This window comes from Brevundimonas sp. BAL450 (genome assembly GCF_015767455.1).
Lineage (GTDB): Bacteria > Pseudomonadota > Alphaproteobacteria > Caulobacterales > Caulobacteraceae > Brevundimonas > Brevundimonas abyssalis.
The window spans coordinates 97,074-111,923 of the sequence record NZ_JADWOW010000043.1; the positions used below are offsets into that span (position 1 = coordinate 97,074).

Annotated in this window: 12 protein-coding genes; 7 read left to right on the forward strand and 5 right to left on the reverse strand. The window is 64.3% G+C overall.

Annotated features, from left to right (window positions below; all coding sequences use genetic code 11):
* The first annotated feature begins 39 nt into the window (after positions 1–39).
* The 5 genes from IWC96_RS05390 to IWC96_RS05410 all read left to right on the forward strand — a co-directional run bounded on the left by IWC96_RS05390 (position 40) and on the right by IWC96_RS05410 (position 5,088).
* Positions 40–1,482 (forward strand): NAD-dependent succinate-semialdehyde dehydrogenase, encoded by a 1,443-nt coding sequence (locus IWC96_RS05390; protein ID WP_196838539.1) that lies wholly within the window; start codon positions 40–42, stop codon positions 1,480–1,482.
* 26 nt (positions 1,483–1,508) lie between these two features.
* Positions 1,509–2,891 carry an SRPBCC family protein gene (locus IWC96_RS05395; protein WP_196838540.1) on the forward strand — a complete coding sequence of 461 codons (1,383 nt, stop codon included), beginning with the start codon at positions 1,509–1,511 and terminating at the stop codon, positions 2,889–2,891.
* Positions 2,888–3,385: an aromatic-ring-hydroxylating dioxygenase subunit beta gene (locus IWC96_RS05400; RefSeq protein WP_196838541.1), complete on the forward strand. Its 498-nt coding sequence runs from the start codon at positions 2,888–2,890 to the stop codon at positions 3,383–3,385. The genes IWC96_RS05395 and IWC96_RS05400 overlap by 4 nt, the downstream gene beginning before the upstream one ends.
* 90 nt (positions 3,386–3,475) lie before the next feature.
* A complete protein-coding gene (locus IWC96_RS15940; protein ID WP_196838542.1) occupies positions 3,476–4,237 on the forward strand; it encodes an HD domain-containing protein in 762 nt (253 codons plus the stop codon).
* A 32-nt stretch (positions 4,238–4,269) separates the two neighbouring features.
* On the forward strand, positions 4,270–5,088 hold the full coding sequence (locus tag IWC96_RS05410; RefSeq protein WP_196838543.1) for a sulfite exporter TauE/SafE family protein: 819 nt from the start codon (positions 4,270–4,272) through the stop codon (positions 5,086–5,088).
* Here IWC96_RS05410 and IWC96_RS05415 read toward each other — a convergent pair.
* From IWC96_RS05415 to IWC96_RS05425, 3 genes are read right to left on the reverse strand one after another with little or no spacing between them, the layout of a single operon-like run.
* On the reverse strand, positions 5,069–6,091 hold the full coding sequence (locus IWC96_RS05415) for a GlxA family transcriptional regulator (protein ID WP_196838544.1): 1,023 nt from the start codon (positions 6,089–6,091) through the stop codon (positions 5,069–5,071). The genes IWC96_RS05410 and IWC96_RS05415 overlap by 20 nt on opposite strands.
* Before the next feature lie 6 nt (positions 6,092–6,097).
* A complete protein-coding gene (locus IWC96_RS05420) occupies positions 6,098–6,415 on the reverse strand; it encodes a 2Fe-2S iron-sulfur cluster-binding protein (protein ID WP_196838545.1) in 318 nt (105 codons plus the stop codon).
* Entirely contained in the window at positions 6,412–7,632 is a 1,221-nt protein-coding gene (locus IWC96_RS05425) for an MFS transporter (protein WP_196838546.1), read from the reverse strand. The genes IWC96_RS05420 and IWC96_RS05425 overlap by 4 nt, the downstream gene beginning before the upstream one ends.
* Positions 7,633–8,120: 488 nt before the next feature.
* On the opposite strand from IWC96_RS05425, the gene IWC96_RS05430 reads away from it, so the two are divergent.
* Positions 8,121–10,988, forward strand: coding sequence for a TonB-dependent siderophore receptor (locus IWC96_RS05430; RefSeq protein ID WP_196838547.1), 2,868 nt, complete (start codon positions 8,121–8,123; stop codon positions 10,986–10,988).
* Positions 10,989–11,146: 158 nt separating this feature from the next.
* Here IWC96_RS05430 and IWC96_RS05435 read toward each other — a convergent pair whose 3' ends face one another.
* On the reverse strand, positions 11,147–12,337 hold the full coding sequence (locus IWC96_RS05435) for a mandelate racemase/muconate lactonizing enzyme family protein (RefSeq protein ID WP_196838548.1): 1,191 nt from the start codon (positions 12,335–12,337) through the stop codon (positions 11,147–11,149).
* A 136-nt stretch (positions 12,338–12,473) separates the two neighbouring features.
* Positions 12,474–13,454 (reverse strand): cytochrome D1 domain-containing protein, encoded by a 981-nt coding sequence (locus IWC96_RS05440; RefSeq protein ID WP_196838549.1) that lies wholly within the window; start codon positions 13,452–13,454, stop codon positions 12,474–12,476.
* Positions 13,455–13,556: 102 nt separating this feature from the next.
* Between IWC96_RS05440 and IWC96_RS05445 the strand changes: the two genes are divergently transcribed.
* Positions 13,557–14,699, forward strand: a complete 1,143-nt coding sequence (locus IWC96_RS05445; RefSeq protein WP_231378913.1) for an alpha-hydroxy acid oxidase — start codon at positions 13,557–13,559, stop codon at positions 14,697–14,699.
* Positions 14,700–14,850: the final 151 nt, after the last annotated feature.

Sequence of the window (14,850 nt, forward strand, 5' to 3'; positions counted from 1 at the left end):
TTCGCCCGCCAATTGCGCCCATAGGAGTGGGAAAACGCCGTGACGGACACCTTTGAATATCCAGCGCCCAAGCTGTTCATCGCTGGTCGCTGGCGCATGGGCGGCGCGGGCGACGTGCAGCCGGTTCTAAACCCCGCCAACGGCCAGGCGATCGCCGAGGCGCCGATGGCGACGACCGCCGACTTGGATGAGGCCCTGGCGGCGGTGGAGGCCGCGTTCCCCCTCTGGCGCGGAACCTCGGCCTATGATCGGGCGAAGATACTCAAAGCCGCCGCGGCCCTGATGCGCGAGCGCGCCCGCTACATCGGCGCCGTCACCACCAGCGAGCAGGGCAAGCCGATCGGCGAATCCTCGGGCGAGGCCTTCGCCTGCGCCGATATCTTCGAGTGGTATGCGGAGGAGGCGCGCCGCGCCTATGGCCGCATCGTCCCGTCCAAGCATCCGGGCGTGCGCCACATGGTGTTCAAGGAGCCCATCGGGCCGGTGGCGGCCTTCTCGCCGTGGAACTTTCCCACCACGATCCCCGCCCGCAAAATCGCGGCGGCCCTGGCGGCGGGATGCCCGGTCATTATCAAGCCGGCCGAAGAGGCGCCGGGGAGCTGTCTGGAGCTGGCGCGGGCTCTGGATGACGCCGGCCTGCCCAAGGGCGTTTTGAACGTGGTGTTCGGCGTACCATCGGATATCTCGACCTACCTCATCACATCGCCGGTGATCCGCAAGATTTCCTTCACCGGCTCCACGGTCGTGGGCAAACATCTGGCGGAACTGGCGGCCAGGCGCATGATTCCCTCCACCATGGAGCTCGGCGGGCACGCACCCGTGATCGTGTTCGACGACGCAGACCTGGATTTGGCCGCGCGGCTGTCTGCGGCGGCCAAGTACCGTAACGCCGGTCAGATTTGCATCGCGCCGACCCGCTTTTATGTGCACGACAGCGTTCACGACGCGTTCGTCGAGAAGTTCGCGGCCCACGCGGCGGGCCTGAAGATCGGACCCGGCCTTGATCCCGCGACCAACATGGGGCCGCTGGCCAACGGCCGGCGCCTGTCGGCGATGGGCGAGTTCATCGGCGACGCCCAGGCCCACGGCGCCGGGCTCGCCACGGGTGGCGAAGGGCCAGGCGGCGCCGGTAATTTCTGGCGGCCCACGGTTCTCACCGACGTGCCGGACACGGCCCGCATCATGAACGAGGAGCCGTTCGGGCCGGTTGCTGTGACCCAGCGATTCACCAGCTTCGACGAAGTGGTCGCCCAGGCTAACCGGCTGCCCTACGGCCTGGCCGCCTATGCCTACACCCGCTCGGCCCGCACATCCGCCGACATCGGCGATGCGCTGGAGGCGGGCATGATCGGCATCAACTTCTCCATTCTCACCGGCCCGGAAACTCCCTTTGGCGGGGTCAAGGAAAGCGGCCACGGCTCCGAAGGCGGGATCGAGGGTCTGGAGGCGTATCTGGTCACAAAATACATCGCCCAGGGGTGACGGGCGCGAAGCGGGAGAGAACAGCCATGACCCTGACGCCACAGGACCTGAAGGCCCTGATCGATGACCGGCCCGAGGACGGCCTGTTCCGCGTGCACCGCCGTGTTTTCACGGATCCGGATATCTTCGAGCTGGAGATGAAATACATCTTCGAGGCCGGTTGGGTGTTTCTGGGCCTGGTGTCGCAGCTTCCTCGCAATCACGACTTCTTCACCACCACCATCGGCCGCCATCCGGTTCTGGTGACCCGCGACGGGGCGGGCGAACTGGGTGCCTTCGTCAATAGCTGTCCGCACAAGGGCGCGCGCATCTGCCAGCATGAAAGCGGCAACGCCAAGCTGCACGTCTGCCCCTATCACTCCTGGTCGTTCGACAGTTCGGGCCGGAACCGGGCAATCAAGGGCAAGGCGGCCGGCGCCTATTCCGAGGCCTTTCACGAGGCCGGACACGACCTGACGCCGGTCGCAGCGTTCGGCAACTACCGCGGGCTTCTGTTCGGCTCCATGAGCGCCGACGTGCCGTTGCTTGAAACGTACCTGGGCGACGCTCGCCCCCTGATCGACCTGGTGGTGGATCAGAGCCCCGAGGGCATGGAGCTGGTGCCGGGCGCGGTGGGCTTCACGTTCGACGCCAACTGGAAACTGCAACTGGAGAATTGCTCGGACCAGTACCACTTCTCGTCCGTTCATCCGTCCTACCTGCGAATTCTGGAGCGCCGCACCGAGAAGGAATACGAGGGCTCCACCCGCAACATGTGGGACGTCAAGAAGATGGCCGAGGTAGAGCCGGGCGTGCCCACCGGCGGCACCTACAACTTTCATGAGGGCCATGTGATGAACTGGCGGATGCCGGACTCGCCGGACGCCCTGCCGCTGTACGAGCGTCACGAAGAACTGGCCGCTCGTGTGGGAAAGGCTAAGCGTGACTGGATGTTCTATTCGCGCAACCTGACCGTCTTCCCCAACGTGCAGTTCGCCGAGAACGCCTCCAGCCAGCTTCGCATCATCCGCCCGATCTCGGTCAATCGGACAGAGATGCGGACTTTCTGCATGGCGCCCATCGGCGAGAGCGCCGAAGCACGGCGTCGGCGCATCCGCCAGTATGAGGACTTCTTCAATCCTAGCGGTCTGGCCACGCCGGACGACACGGTCGTCTACGAAGCCTGTCAGGAGGGGTATCAGTCCGAAGCCGATCCGTGGCTTCAGGGCTATTCGCGCGGCATGTGCGCCTCGGTCGCCGGGCCGGATCAGTTTGCAGACGCCATCGGCCTCAAGCCCGCCAGTTCGGTGGCGGCGGACCGCTTCCTCAGCGATGAGACCATCTTCCACGCCTATTACCGGGCCTGGCTGGCGCGCATGACCAGCGAGGGGCGCAGACACGCGGCCACGCCGCGGAGGGCGGCGGCATGAGCGGCGTTCTGACCTCCGAACAAGCGGCGAGCCTGCTTTACGCCGAGGGCCTGGCGCTGGACGAGCGGCGCTGGGAGGACTGGCTGGCGCTGTATTGCGAGGACGCGCGCTTCTGGGTCCCCTCGTGGAAGAACGAGACAGAAACCACCACCGATCCGGACAGCCAACTGTCGCTGATCTATTACGACAACCGCGCGGGACTAGAGGATCGCATCTGGCGTCTGAAAAGCGGCCTGTCCGTGGCGTCCAACCCTCTGCGCCGCACCGCACACATGCTGTCCAACATCGTCGTCCAAACCGATGAGGGCGACGAGTCGGTGGTGAAGGCCAGCGGCGTGGTCCACGTCTATGACCCCCGGCGCAAGGCGGCTACCGTGTTCTTCGGCCTTTATGAGTATCGGCTGCGCCGGGAAGGCGATTGGCTGATTGCGGCCAAGACCGTCCGGCTTCTGAACGACAACATCCCCGCCGTGCTGGACATCTACATGCTGTGACGGGATTTGGCCGATTTCGTGCTGAGTTTGGCCGGTGCGAAAATCCCGTCAGGCCTTAGGGTTCAGGCGCCCAGACAAGAGGAGGCGCCAGTGTCCGTTCCATTCAAGACCCTGTCCGACCGCGCCGAGGCGCATGAGGAGGCCATGAGCCGCGAACTGGACGACGTGATCGTCAAGTCGGTCCTCTATCAGTCCGGGGACATCGATCCGGTCGAGCCGCGGTCGCGGCCGTCGAAGGACGAGTTGGCCGGCCGACATTTTCTCATGCGCGAAGACCCTCGCCTGCGGGCGATGCCCGAGGCGCCGACGCTGATCGACTTTTTCCGCCATCGCTTCGGACCGTCGCAGCATCTGCTCCAAAGCGCGCGCCTGGCCATGAAAAACGGCCTAGATGAGAAGGTGGTCATGGCGTGTCTGCTGCACGACATAGCCGTCTTCGGGCTTATTCGCTCGGACCACGGCTATTGGGGCGCCCAGTTGATCGAGCCCTATGTGGACGAGGAAGTCAGCTGGGCCGTGCGCGCGCATCAGGCCCTGCGCTTCTATCCGGATGAATCCGTCGGGTACGAGTATCCCGAGGTCTATCTGAGGATGTTCGGCGCCGATTATACGCCAGATCCCTACATCGACCGGGACTACCAAGAAGCCCGCAGGCACAGGTGGTACATGACCGCGCGTCTGGTGACGCTGAACGATCTCTACGCCTTCGACCCGGACGCCTATGTGGAGATCGAGGAATTCGAGGACATCATCGGCCGCAACTTCCGCCAGCCCAAGGAGGGGCTGGGCATGGACAACAGTCCGGCCAGCCACATGTGGCGTACCATCATCGCGCCCACGCGGTTTCTGTGACTCCGGCGGTCTGAAGCACCATGGGCGGAGACATGGCGACCCTGGCAACCCTGGCGGGCATCCTGCTGGCCTGCGGCCTGGTCGCTGGAGTGCTAGCCGGCTTGCTGGGCGTCGGCGGCGGCATCATCATGGTGCCGATCCTCTATTTTGTCTTCGGCGCGCTGGACAGCGTGGACCCGTCGGTGCGGATGCACATGGCAGTGGGCACCTCTCTGGCGGCCATGGTCCCCACCTCGATCCGCTCGGCCATGGCCCATCACAGGAAGGGCTCGGTGGATATGGCGTTGTTCCGCCGCTGGCTGCCCGGCTTATTGGCCGGTGTCCTGGCGGGCGTCGTCTTCGCCGCCTGGGCCGATGGCCCGGCCCTCATGGGTGTCTTTGCGGTGTTCGCAATGGCGGTGGCCCTGCACATGCTGTTCGGCCGCCCGGAGTGGCGTCTGGCCGAGACCCTGCCCGGCGTCGGGACGCAGCGCTGCATGGCGATAGCCATATCGGGCGTGTCGGTCATGATGGGCATCGGCGGCGGAACCTTCACCGTCCCGACGTTGACGCTGTTCGGCTATCCCATTCACCGGGCCGTGGGCACGGCGGCGGCCGTGGGGGTGCTCATCGCCATCCCCGGCGCAGTCGGTTTCATCCTGGGTGGCCTGGGCGCCGCAGGGCGTCCGCCGGGGTCGCTGGGTTACGCCAGTCTGGTCGGTGCGGCGGTGCTGATCCCGGCGACCGTGGTTGCCGCACCTTGGGGAGCCGATCTTGCGCACCGTCTGCATCCACTCTGGCTGCGGCGGGCCTTCGCCCTGTTCCTCGGCGCCACGGGTCTGCGCATGGCCTTCAGCCTGATCGGGGGCTGACGGCCGAGGCCCGGCGATAGGCGAGGGGAGTCATGCCGAAGTGAACTTGGAAAGCGCGGGCCATCTGGACGGCGCCGGAATAGCCGCATCGCTGCGCCACCTCCTCCAGGGCCAGGGGAGAGCCGTTTAGCCAGCGCTGCGCCGCTTCCAACCGAAGTCGCTCCATGAAGGCCGAAGGCGAGAGGCCTGTTTCCTTGCGGAAGGCGCGGGAAAAGTTGCGCTCGCTCATGGCGAAACGTTCGGCCGCATCGCCCACCGATATGCGCCGCGCGACATTTTCGGACATCCAGTCTATGGCGCGCGCGATGCGTGGCGCGGCTCCCAGCCGCGCCTTCATCTCGGCGCTGAGTTGCGGCTGATCGCCGGCGCGAATGCGGGGGGTCACCAGCATGGCGGCCACGTGGAGCGCCGTCAGAGGGCCCACGTCCTCCTCGACCAGCCGCAGCCCCACGTCCAGGCTGGCGCTCGAGCCCGCCGCGGTGATGAAGGGCCCGTCCACCACGAACAGCGCGTCGCGCACAAGATGGACGGCCGGGTGCTCGCGCTCGAAATCATCCTCGAACCGCCAGTGACTGACGCATCGGCGACCCGACAGAAGCCCCGCGCCCGCCAGGATGAAGGAGCCGCCACCGAGCCCAATCACGCGCCGCGACCGCCGGGCGGTATCGGCGATCCAGCGAGTCATGGCCTCATCCGCCATCACGGGCCGGATGCCCGCGCCGCCCGGTATGATCAGTACGTTCACGGTCGGGGGAAGGTCGGAAAGCGGCCGGGTGGCGATTTCCACCCCGGCGGCGGTCAGGACGCCGCCGCCATCCCGAGACACCATCGTCAGGCGGTAGGGTGCGTTGTCGCTGGATGCGGCGTCCGACGATCGCTCCTGCATGGCGCGGTTCGCCGCCGCGAAGACCTCCGCAGATCCCGCGATGTTCAGCAGGTGCGCACCGGGATAGGCGAGAATGACGACCTGGTGCGGCATGGCCGATGTCGTCGTGGAGGGCATCGGGGTTCAGTCTTCCGGCGCGATGGTGACCCGCAGCCCATCCAGTTCAGGGCTCATGCGAATCTGGCACGACAACCGGGAGCGATCCGTCTTGTGGTCGCTGCAGTCCAGCAGGTCCTCTTCGTCTCCGCTGGCTGAAGACACCCGGCCCGCGAAAGATTCGTCCACATAGACGTGGCACGTGGCGCAAGAGCAGCAGCCCCCGCATATGGCCAGGATCTCGTCTATGCCGCTATTGCGGATCGCCTCCATGACCGAGCGTCCGTCGCGCGCCGACACGGACTTTTCCTCGCCGGTGCGAAGGGTGACGATAAGCGTACTCATTCGATGGCTCCAGAGGCCTTTCCGGCGGGGGAGGGTTGGTTGAGCGCCAGCCAGTAGGCGGGCTTGAGCGACCACATCAGGGCGGCCGCGATCAAAGGCAGGACCGCAAACACGATGAAGGCGGTGCTGTAGTTCCCCGCCATGTCGTAAAGGCGTCCCATCAACCATGGGCCGGCCGCGTAGCCCAGGCTGACGATGGCCGTGTAAACGCCGATGAGCGTGCCGAAGTTTTTCAGGCCGAACACATGTTTGGTGATGACCGTGGTGTCCAGCAGCACCACGGCGTGACCCACGGCCCTGAGGACGACGAACGCAATCAGAAGAACAGGGTTCACCAGGTAGAACGCCAGGAGGGACGTCGCCGTCAGGGTGATGTAGAGCGCCGAAGCCGCCTTGTTGGACCGGCTGTCCAACAGGTTGCCGATGGCCACGCGGCAGACGATGCCCAGCATGCCGATCGCACTGATCGCCATGGCCGCCATCTCACGCGACATGTGGATGTCGTTCAGCATCAGAACCTGATGCTGGATGAACGCCTGGTCCGAGGCGGCGGCCAGAAAGAGCGCGCCGGCGAGCAACCAGAAGGGCTTGCGGCGCGCCAGCCTTGCGACTTCGCCCAGGCCGATCCGCGGCCGCTCGGCGGCGGGTTGGTTCTTCTGATCCGCATGTCTCTGTCGCGCCGCACGCGGGAAGAAGAAGATCAGCAGGGGCAGGGTCAGACCCCATACGCCCAGCGACAGCAGCCCGAAAGCGTATCTCCATCCAAACGCTGCAATCAGGAAAGTAATGACCAGCGGCACGATCACGGAGCCGATGCTGGTTCCCAGCAGCGCAAAGCCGGTAGCGGTGCCCTGGGAGGTGTCGAAATTGCGCGACACCAGAACCTTGACGGCCACCATCGCGCCGGGGCCGGCCAGTCCGAGCAGCATGCCTGACAGATAATACGCCGTCAGGTTGGGCACCCACAGGAAACTCAGAAGGGCGAGACCTCCGAGACTCAAGGTCACGATCAGGGCCGACCTCTCACCGATGACGTCGACGAAGCGACCCACCACCAAGGCGGCCGCAGCGCCTGTGAGATATTTGGCGGAGGCCAGAAGCGTCGCCTGTTCGCGCGTCCAGCCGAACTCATTGATGACTTCGGTGAAGAGGAAGGGCAGGGCGAAGGCTGGCGCGCTGAAGCCAAAGAAGAGACAACAGAAGGCGATGACGAGCACGCCCCAGTTTTCCCTGAACTCCGACCTGAATGTGGGGTCAAACCTGAACATGATGTCTTTTCCGTCCTGTGACGGAGACTCTTGTCGGGCGCGAAGGTCGCAACCGCCAGGCCCCTGCCTTTTCTGATTATCGATCGAATATGCAGACGTCTGTGCATAATGCAACCGCCCTGACCGATGAAACACGCCGTAGCGAAGGCCTGCATTATCGGTCAAGCCCCTTGACGCCAATCAATAAAATTTCAGATAAACAGTCAGATAGCGCGTTCGCGGTCCTATCGGGCGTCAGAAACGGTACAGCAGGCTGACTGGCCCGGGCACCGCAGCTCCCAAGGCGTTGAGCTGGGCCGTCTATACAGGCAGACGTCTGATTGTTATTGACAGCATCCGGCTTTGCACGGATTGTCGTCATCATTCTGGACGTCCGGACCCGAAAAGGTGGTCCCGGCAAGCAGCGGCGCCAGCTATGCTGAATGGGAGGAATTTGGATGAAACGCCGTACCCTGTGTCTGGCCTCGACCGCCGTTATGGCCGCCCTGGCGGCGCCATCGGCCGCTTGGGCCCAGGAAACCCCGGCCGCTAACGACGTCACCTCGGTTGACGAAATCATCGTGACCGCCAGCCGCGTCTCACGCTCTGGATTTGATGCGCCGACCCCGACGAAGGTTCTGGACTCGGAGAGCATAGAACAAAGAGGTCTGACGAATGTGGGCGACTTCCTCATCGAAGTCCCCGCCTTCCGACCAAGCCAGACCTCGCAGACCAATCCCCAGAACTCCCAGGGCGCGGGCCAGAACTACGCCGACCTGCGCAGCCTCGGCAACATTCGCACCCTGACGCTCGTCGATGGTCGCCGCCACGTTCCCTCATCAGCCACGGGGCAGGTGGATCTGAATCTGATACCCACGGTCCTGGTGGAGCGGGTGGAGGTCGTCACTGGCGGCGCCTCCGCTGCCTGGGGCTCGGATGCCGTATCAGGTGTGGTCAATATCATCCTGAACCGTCGCCTCGACGGCTTTAAGGGCGAGACGTCCTACGGGATTTCCGGCGAGGGCGACAATGCTGATCATCAGCTGGCTCTGGCGTTCGGGACCCCGTTTCATGATGGGCGCGGACACATCGTCATCGGCGGCGAGTACGTCGAGAACGACGGTGTGGAAAGCTACGCCGACCGGGACTGGGGACGTCGACAGGGCGAACTGGTCTCCTACACCGGCGCGCGCCCGGCCGGCGCGCCGTCGCGCTTCTACGCCGAAGGCGTGCAGTCGCTCAACATGTCCTATGGCGGGGTCATCTATGGCGCCAACGCCGGCGCCGGCCAGCCGCTCAACGGCATTCAGTTCGGCCCGGGGGGGGCCGTCATCCCCTTCGAATACGGTGAGCAGATCGGCACCTCGGCCATCAACTTCACCGGCGGAAATGCAGGTCTGTATGCTCGGGACGGACACCAGCTCATTATGCCGGTGGAACGTCAGACAGCGTTGGCGAATATCGACTACGAACTTACCAGCAATCTGTCGGCCTTCGTCAGCCTGGGCTACGGCAGGTCGGGCGCCAACTTCAACACACCACCAGTGCGCGACCCCAGAGGCGCCAGCCGCATCATCATCCAGCGGGACAACGCCTTCCTGCCGGATGAAGTGGCCGACATCATGGACGCCAATGGCATCACGTCCTTTACCATGGGGCGGGCGAACAACGACTTCGGCGCCGTGCGCGGCGATAACCAGAACACCACCACCCGCTTTGTCGCGGGCCTGGAGGGGAGTCTGGGCGAAGCGTGGCGGTGGGACGCCTACTACCAGTTCGGCCAGAACACGTTCGACTCCAAGATCTCCAATTTGCGCATCAACCCGAACTTCCAGTTCGCCTATGACGCCATCGACAACGGCGCCGGCGGAATCGTCTGCCGCAATGTCGCCGCCCGCGCCGCCGGCTGCCAGCCACTGAATCTGTTCGGCGAGGGCTCGCCCTCCGAAGCAGCGCTCGACTACATTTCGGGGACACAGTTCTATGAGGTGGTGACGGAACAGAGCGTGGCGGCCCTGAACGTTCAGGGCGAGCCGTTCTCGACCTGGGCCGGCCCTGTGTCGGTGGCCGCAGGGCTTGAATACCGGGAGGAATCCGCGAGGGCGGATTCGGACGAGATCGCCCAGCAATCGGATTGGGCCTATGGCAATCCACAGCCGTTCGACGGATCTTACAGCGCCCGCGAGGTCTATGTGGAAGTGGTTGCACCGCTTCTGACCGACGCGCCCCTGGCGCGCTCGCTGGAGTTCAACGGCGCCGCTCGCTACACCGACTACAGCACCAGCGGCGGGGTCACCACGTGGAAGCTGGGCCTGAACTGGGAGCCGCATGAGGACCTGCGACTGCGCACCACCCGGTCCCGTGACATCCGGGCCCCCAACAACAGCGAGTTGTTCGCGTCCACCTCCAACAACAACACCCTGCGTAATCCGTTTTCGGGCGCCACAGCCCAGATGCGGGTCATAAACCAGTCCAGCCCGACCCTGCAGCCGGAAGAATCTGACACCTTCACCGTGGGCTTCGTCTACTCGCCATCGTTTGCGCCGGGCTTCCGGATGTCTGTGGATTACTATGACATCGAAATCGAGGGTGCGATCGGCGGTTACAGCCCGCAGTTGCTGCTCGACAACTGCGCCAATGAAATTAGCGGTGGCGGACCCGGCTTCTTCTGCGGGTTCGTGGACACAAGTGGTTCGGGCGCTGGCACCGTCATCGAAGCCGTTCGTGTTGAACTGCTCAACATCGCCTCGCTGACCACCCAGGGCGTTGATTTCGAGGCGAGCTACCGGACCCCGGTAGGGGCGGGCAATTTGACCGCCCGTCTTTTCGGGAATTACACGGACTCTCTCATCAGTGATGATGGCCTCGGCACGCCGCGCACCTATAACGCCAGTGGCGTCATCCAGAACGTGGGCAGCATAGTGGATCGGGCCGGTCAGGTCGGCGGCTTCCAGTCCGGCGCGAACATCGGCGCGACCAACGCGCCGCACTGGACCGTGGCCGGCAGCTTGTCTTATGATCGCGGTCCGTTCACAGCCATGGTCATGGGGCGCTGGGTCGAGGGTGGCTCCATCGACAACACGCTGGTGGGACCCGACAGCCCCGATTACGATCCGACCTCGCCGATATCCATCGCGGACAATCATATCGACGGACGGTTTTACACCAATCTGTCGGCATCCTATCGGGTCCGCGAAAACCTCCAAGTGTACGGTGTCGTGAACAATCTGTTTGATCGCGACCCGCCTTTCCCGGCCACCGCGATCAGCGGCCTGTATGACCGGCTGGGACGATCCTTCCGGGTGGGCCTGCGCTTCACCTACTAGCCGGGAAGACTTCCTCCCCGCGGTTCCTCTCCGGCGCGTTGACGGCCATGGGCGACCATGGCCGTTTTCGCGTGCCCGGCATGCTACGGGCATGGCGCATGAAGACCCCCTGATCCTTTAGGAGGATCAGAGGGCAGAGGGGATAGCGTCGCGGCGGGCTACTGGGGCTGTGTGAACTCCCGGATCGCCTCGGGATCAGGATCAAAACCAAGGCCTGGACGATCAGGGACCACATAGTGCTCGGTCGTGGGATCCTCGATCCCACGATAAATCGTCTTGCACATTTCCATGAAGGTAGCGTGCCACTCCACGCGTCCGCCGTGAGACAATCCCGCATGCAGATGCACATTATGAGCGCCGGCCGCGCCGCCGTTGGCGATCGAGACGTTGAAAGCCTCCGCCATGCCGGCGATGCGCAAGGCCTGGGTGAAGCCGCCGCCGTTCATGACGTTCGGCTGGGCGTAGTCTATAGCGCCGGCGACCAGAAGATCCCGGAAGCGTGACGACCGGCCCTCGTTCTGGCCCGCCCCCAGCAGCATGTTGGTGTTGCGACGGAGTTCAGCCATCAGCTCCGCGTCGTTCTCTCGCAAGGGCTCTTCAAAAAAGGTGACGTTGTACGGGCGTACCGCCTCCACCAGCCAGCGTGCTGATGGGTAATCGAGGTTGCAGTTCGCGTCGATGTAGAGACTGGCCCCGTCGCCCAGCGCCGCCCGAACCGCGCCGACGCGGGCTGCGTCCTCCTGCAGCAGGGCCTGCAGCGGCCTCTCATCCCGTTCCCGCAAACCCGGCCTCCCGACGACTATCTTCAGGTGGGTGAAGCCGCGGTCGAACAGTTCGCGCCCTGCCTCGACCAGTTGATCCCGATCGAGGAAATGGGAACCGAAGGTGGTGTAAAGCGGTGTCCGGTCGCGGGCTCCGCCCAGCAGCCGCGCGATCGGCATATTGAAGGTCTTGCCCTTGATGTCCCACAGGGCGATGTCGACCGCCGACATGGCGTGCACCGCGAAGCCGGACTGCCCTCGTGGAGTCAGCATCCAGTAAAGCTTGTGCCAAACAGCTTCGTGGCTGAGGGCGTCCATGCCCATGAGGGCCGGGGCGATAGTCAGGTTCACCACCGCCGCGATGGCGCGCATATCCGCCGCGATCCCGGTCATGCCATGACCGATCAGCCCGCTGGCCGTTTCCACCTCAACGTGGCAGCAGGCTTCCCGGCTCCGGTGACCGGATGAGCCGTACGGATAGGTCACCGGCGTGGCGATGGCCGTGGCCGTCACGCGCACGATAGGATCGCGCGGATGGGTCGAGCCTTCGACCTGCCTCGCGGCTGCCGGCGCCGATGTCGCGGCCATGGGCAGGGCGAGCCCTCCCGCCAGTCCCGCGGTCAGAAGACCGCGTCGCCCTATGCGGCCCGTTGCGGGGGATGAATGTGTCATATCGCCTCCCTTTATGGTGGTCTGACTATATTATCAGACGTCTGATCGTGACCTAATGTGGAGCCACGTCAACCGGGGAGAGGGCCAGGCCGTCGCCGCGACGTCCTACCGCTATGCGCCTGACCACGCCGGCTGACGCTAGATCCACTTCGGCGACCCGGTCATGTCCAGTTTCGGCCACCAGAACCTGACCGGAAGATGAGCCGGGAAGGATGGTGACCATATTGGCGTCTACGCCGTCGGCGATGGTGATCGTCTGCCGGACCAGCAGGGTTTCGGTGTCGATGACGGTCAGGGTTCCATCGACAAAATTGGAGGTGATCGCGTGGCGCCCGTCGGAAGAGAGCATGATCCTGATGGGGCGCTCGCCCGTCTTCACCGCTCCCAGTTCAGCAAGCGAGTGCGTGTCGAACACACGCACACGGTCTGCATCCCTTTCCGCGACCCACAGGGTTCGTGCGTCCGGACTTAGTGCGATTCCTTCCGGGGCTTGACCGGCCTCCAGTTCGGCGAGGACCGTCTGGTGGTTCAGGTCGACCACGCTGACAACCCCCGAATTGACGTTTGAGACATAGGCTAGGCGCCCGTCGGGGCTTACCACTGTCATGTGGGGCCTGAGCCGATTCAGTGGAATCACAACGACGCCCCCTCGGTCCGCAGGGATGATAATCAGGGCGCCGAGCCCCTCGGCGGTGGCTACGATCCGCCCATCGTCCAACCACGCCAGTCCGTGAGGCCGCGCTCCCTGGGGCAGGGTGAGCACGGCGACTGAACGCGCTTCGGCGATGTCGATGATATCGATGGTCTGGCCTCCGTAGGCGACGACGGCGGCGTACTCGCCGGTCGGCGACAGCGCCACCTCGTGGGGCTGCGGCCCCGTACGCAGGCGCGCGCGCTCCTCTCCGGATTCGAAATGAATGAGGCTGACCGTGTCTTCGCCCTTGTTGGCGACCACCAGGGTGGAGGCGTCGACATTCCCGGCGCCGAGAAGCACTGCCGCGACGGCGAAAAAAAGAGTGGCTGAGCGCTTCATGACGGCCTCGACGTGTTTGCTTGAGAATGACGCAGGACGCTGTAGAGGTAAATAGTAAGATATCTGATGAGTTGTCTCTGGGGAGGGGGCCGTTTGAGCCGGATGACTGAATTTCTCTCGCTCCACGATTTTGAGGCGGCGGCGCGCAAGCGACTGCCCCGTTCGATCTTCGCTTTTGTGGAGGCCGGTTCCGAAGATGGCGAGGCCCTGAAAGCCAACCGCGAGTCCTGGAGTCGATGGGCCTTCAAGCCCAGATCTCTTGTCGATGTTTCGTCACGGTCGCAGTCGGTCGCGCTGTTCGGCCGCTCCTATGGGTCGCCCTTCGGCATCGCGCCCATGGGCGGGGCGGTCGTTTGCGGCTGGCGGGCGGATCTGGACCTCTCCACCGCAGCCCAGGAGGCGGGGATTCCGTTCGTTCTAAGCGGCGCAGCCACCACCCCGCTCGAGACCGTCATGGAGGCGGCGCCGGGAACATGGTTTCAGGCCTACCTGTCCCACGACATGGCCCGCATCGATGCCCTCCTTGATCGACTGAAACGGGCGAAGGTCGAGGTTCTCGTGGTGACCACCGACGTGGCGGTCATGGGCAATCGTGAGAACGCGCTCAGGGCAGGATTCTCCCTTCCGCCCCGGCTCACGCCGCGCCTGGCATGGGACGGCGTTAGCCATCCGCGCTGGCTTGTGAACGCCATGCTCCGCACCCTTGTCCGGGACGGGATCCCCCGGCAGGCCAATTTCGAGGCCGAACCGGGCGCGTCGATCCTGGCCCGAAAGGCGTCCCCCGGTGATCGCCGAAGCCGACTTGGCTGGGAGCACATTCGCCATATTCGTCGCCGCTGGAACGGGCCGCTGGTGCTGAAAGGCGTGTTGTCTGTCAAGGACGCCAGACTGGCTCTTTCTCATCGTGTGGACGGCTTGATCCTGTCCAACCATGGCGGGCGTCAGCTCAGTTCTGCCGTGTCGCCGCTTGAGGTGCTGCCCGAGATACGCGAGACGGCGCCGGATATTGCGATCATGATTGACGGCGGACTGCGTCGCGGCGGCGATGTGCTGAAGGCCCGGGCGCTCGGCGCAGACATGGCCTTTCTCGGGCGTCCCTTCCTCTATGCGGTCTCGGTGGCTGGACATGCCGGCGTTCTGAAAGCGGCAGCCATTCTGCGCCAGGAAATTGACCGTGACCTGGCGCTTCTCGGCGAATGTTCGGTTTCAGGCCTGAACGCAGAAAGTCTTCAGAGGTGGCGGTGATTTTCAGGCTGTAAGCTGGAAGATAGCTCCAGAACAGGGACGACCATCCATCTCTGCTTGGTCGTCAATGGATAGAAAGTGATATCAACATCACTCAAAATTTATCCGTCTGATTTCCCCTGCTTTTTCAATAGGCTCCGGGATCTGTCGG

Excerpts from the sequence above, each read along its gene's own strand:
- IWC96_RS05395 (WP_196838540.1), top strand. The coding sequence starts at position 1,509 with ATGACCCTGACGCCACAGGACCTGAAGGCCCTGATCGATGACCGGCCC.
- IWC96_RS05400 (WP_196838541.1), top strand. The coding sequence starts at position 2,888 with ATGAGCGGCGTTCTGACCTCCGAACAAGCGGCGAGCCTGCTTTACGCC.
- IWC96_RS05410 (WP_196838543.1), top strand. The coding sequence starts at position 4,270 with ATGGCGACCCTGGCAACCCTGGCGGGCATCCTGCTGGCCTGCGGCCTG.
- IWC96_RS05415 (WP_196838544.1), bottom strand. The coding sequence starts at position 6,091 with ATGCCCTCCACGACGACATCGGCCATGCCGCACCAGGTCGTCATTCTC.
- IWC96_RS05420 (WP_196838545.1), bottom strand. The coding sequence starts at position 6,415 with ATGAGTACGCTTATCGTCACCCTTCGCACCGGCGAGGAAAAGTCCGTG.
- IWC96_RS05430 (WP_196838547.1), top strand. The coding sequence starts at position 8,121 with ATGAAACGCCGTACCCTGTGTCTGGCCTCGACCGCCGTTATGGCCGCC.
- IWC96_RS05435 (WP_196838548.1), bottom strand. The coding sequence starts at position 12,337 with ATGGCCGCGACATCGGCGCCGGCAGCCGCGAGGCAGGTCGAAGGCTCG.
- IWC96_RS05440 (WP_196838549.1), bottom strand. The coding sequence starts at position 13,454 with ATGAAGCGCTCAGCCACTCTTTTTTTCGCCGTCGCGGCAGTGCTTCTC.
- IWC96_RS05445 (WP_231378913.1), top strand. The coding sequence starts at position 13,557 with ATGACTGAATTTCTCTCGCTCCACGATTTTGAGGCGGCGGCGCGCAAG.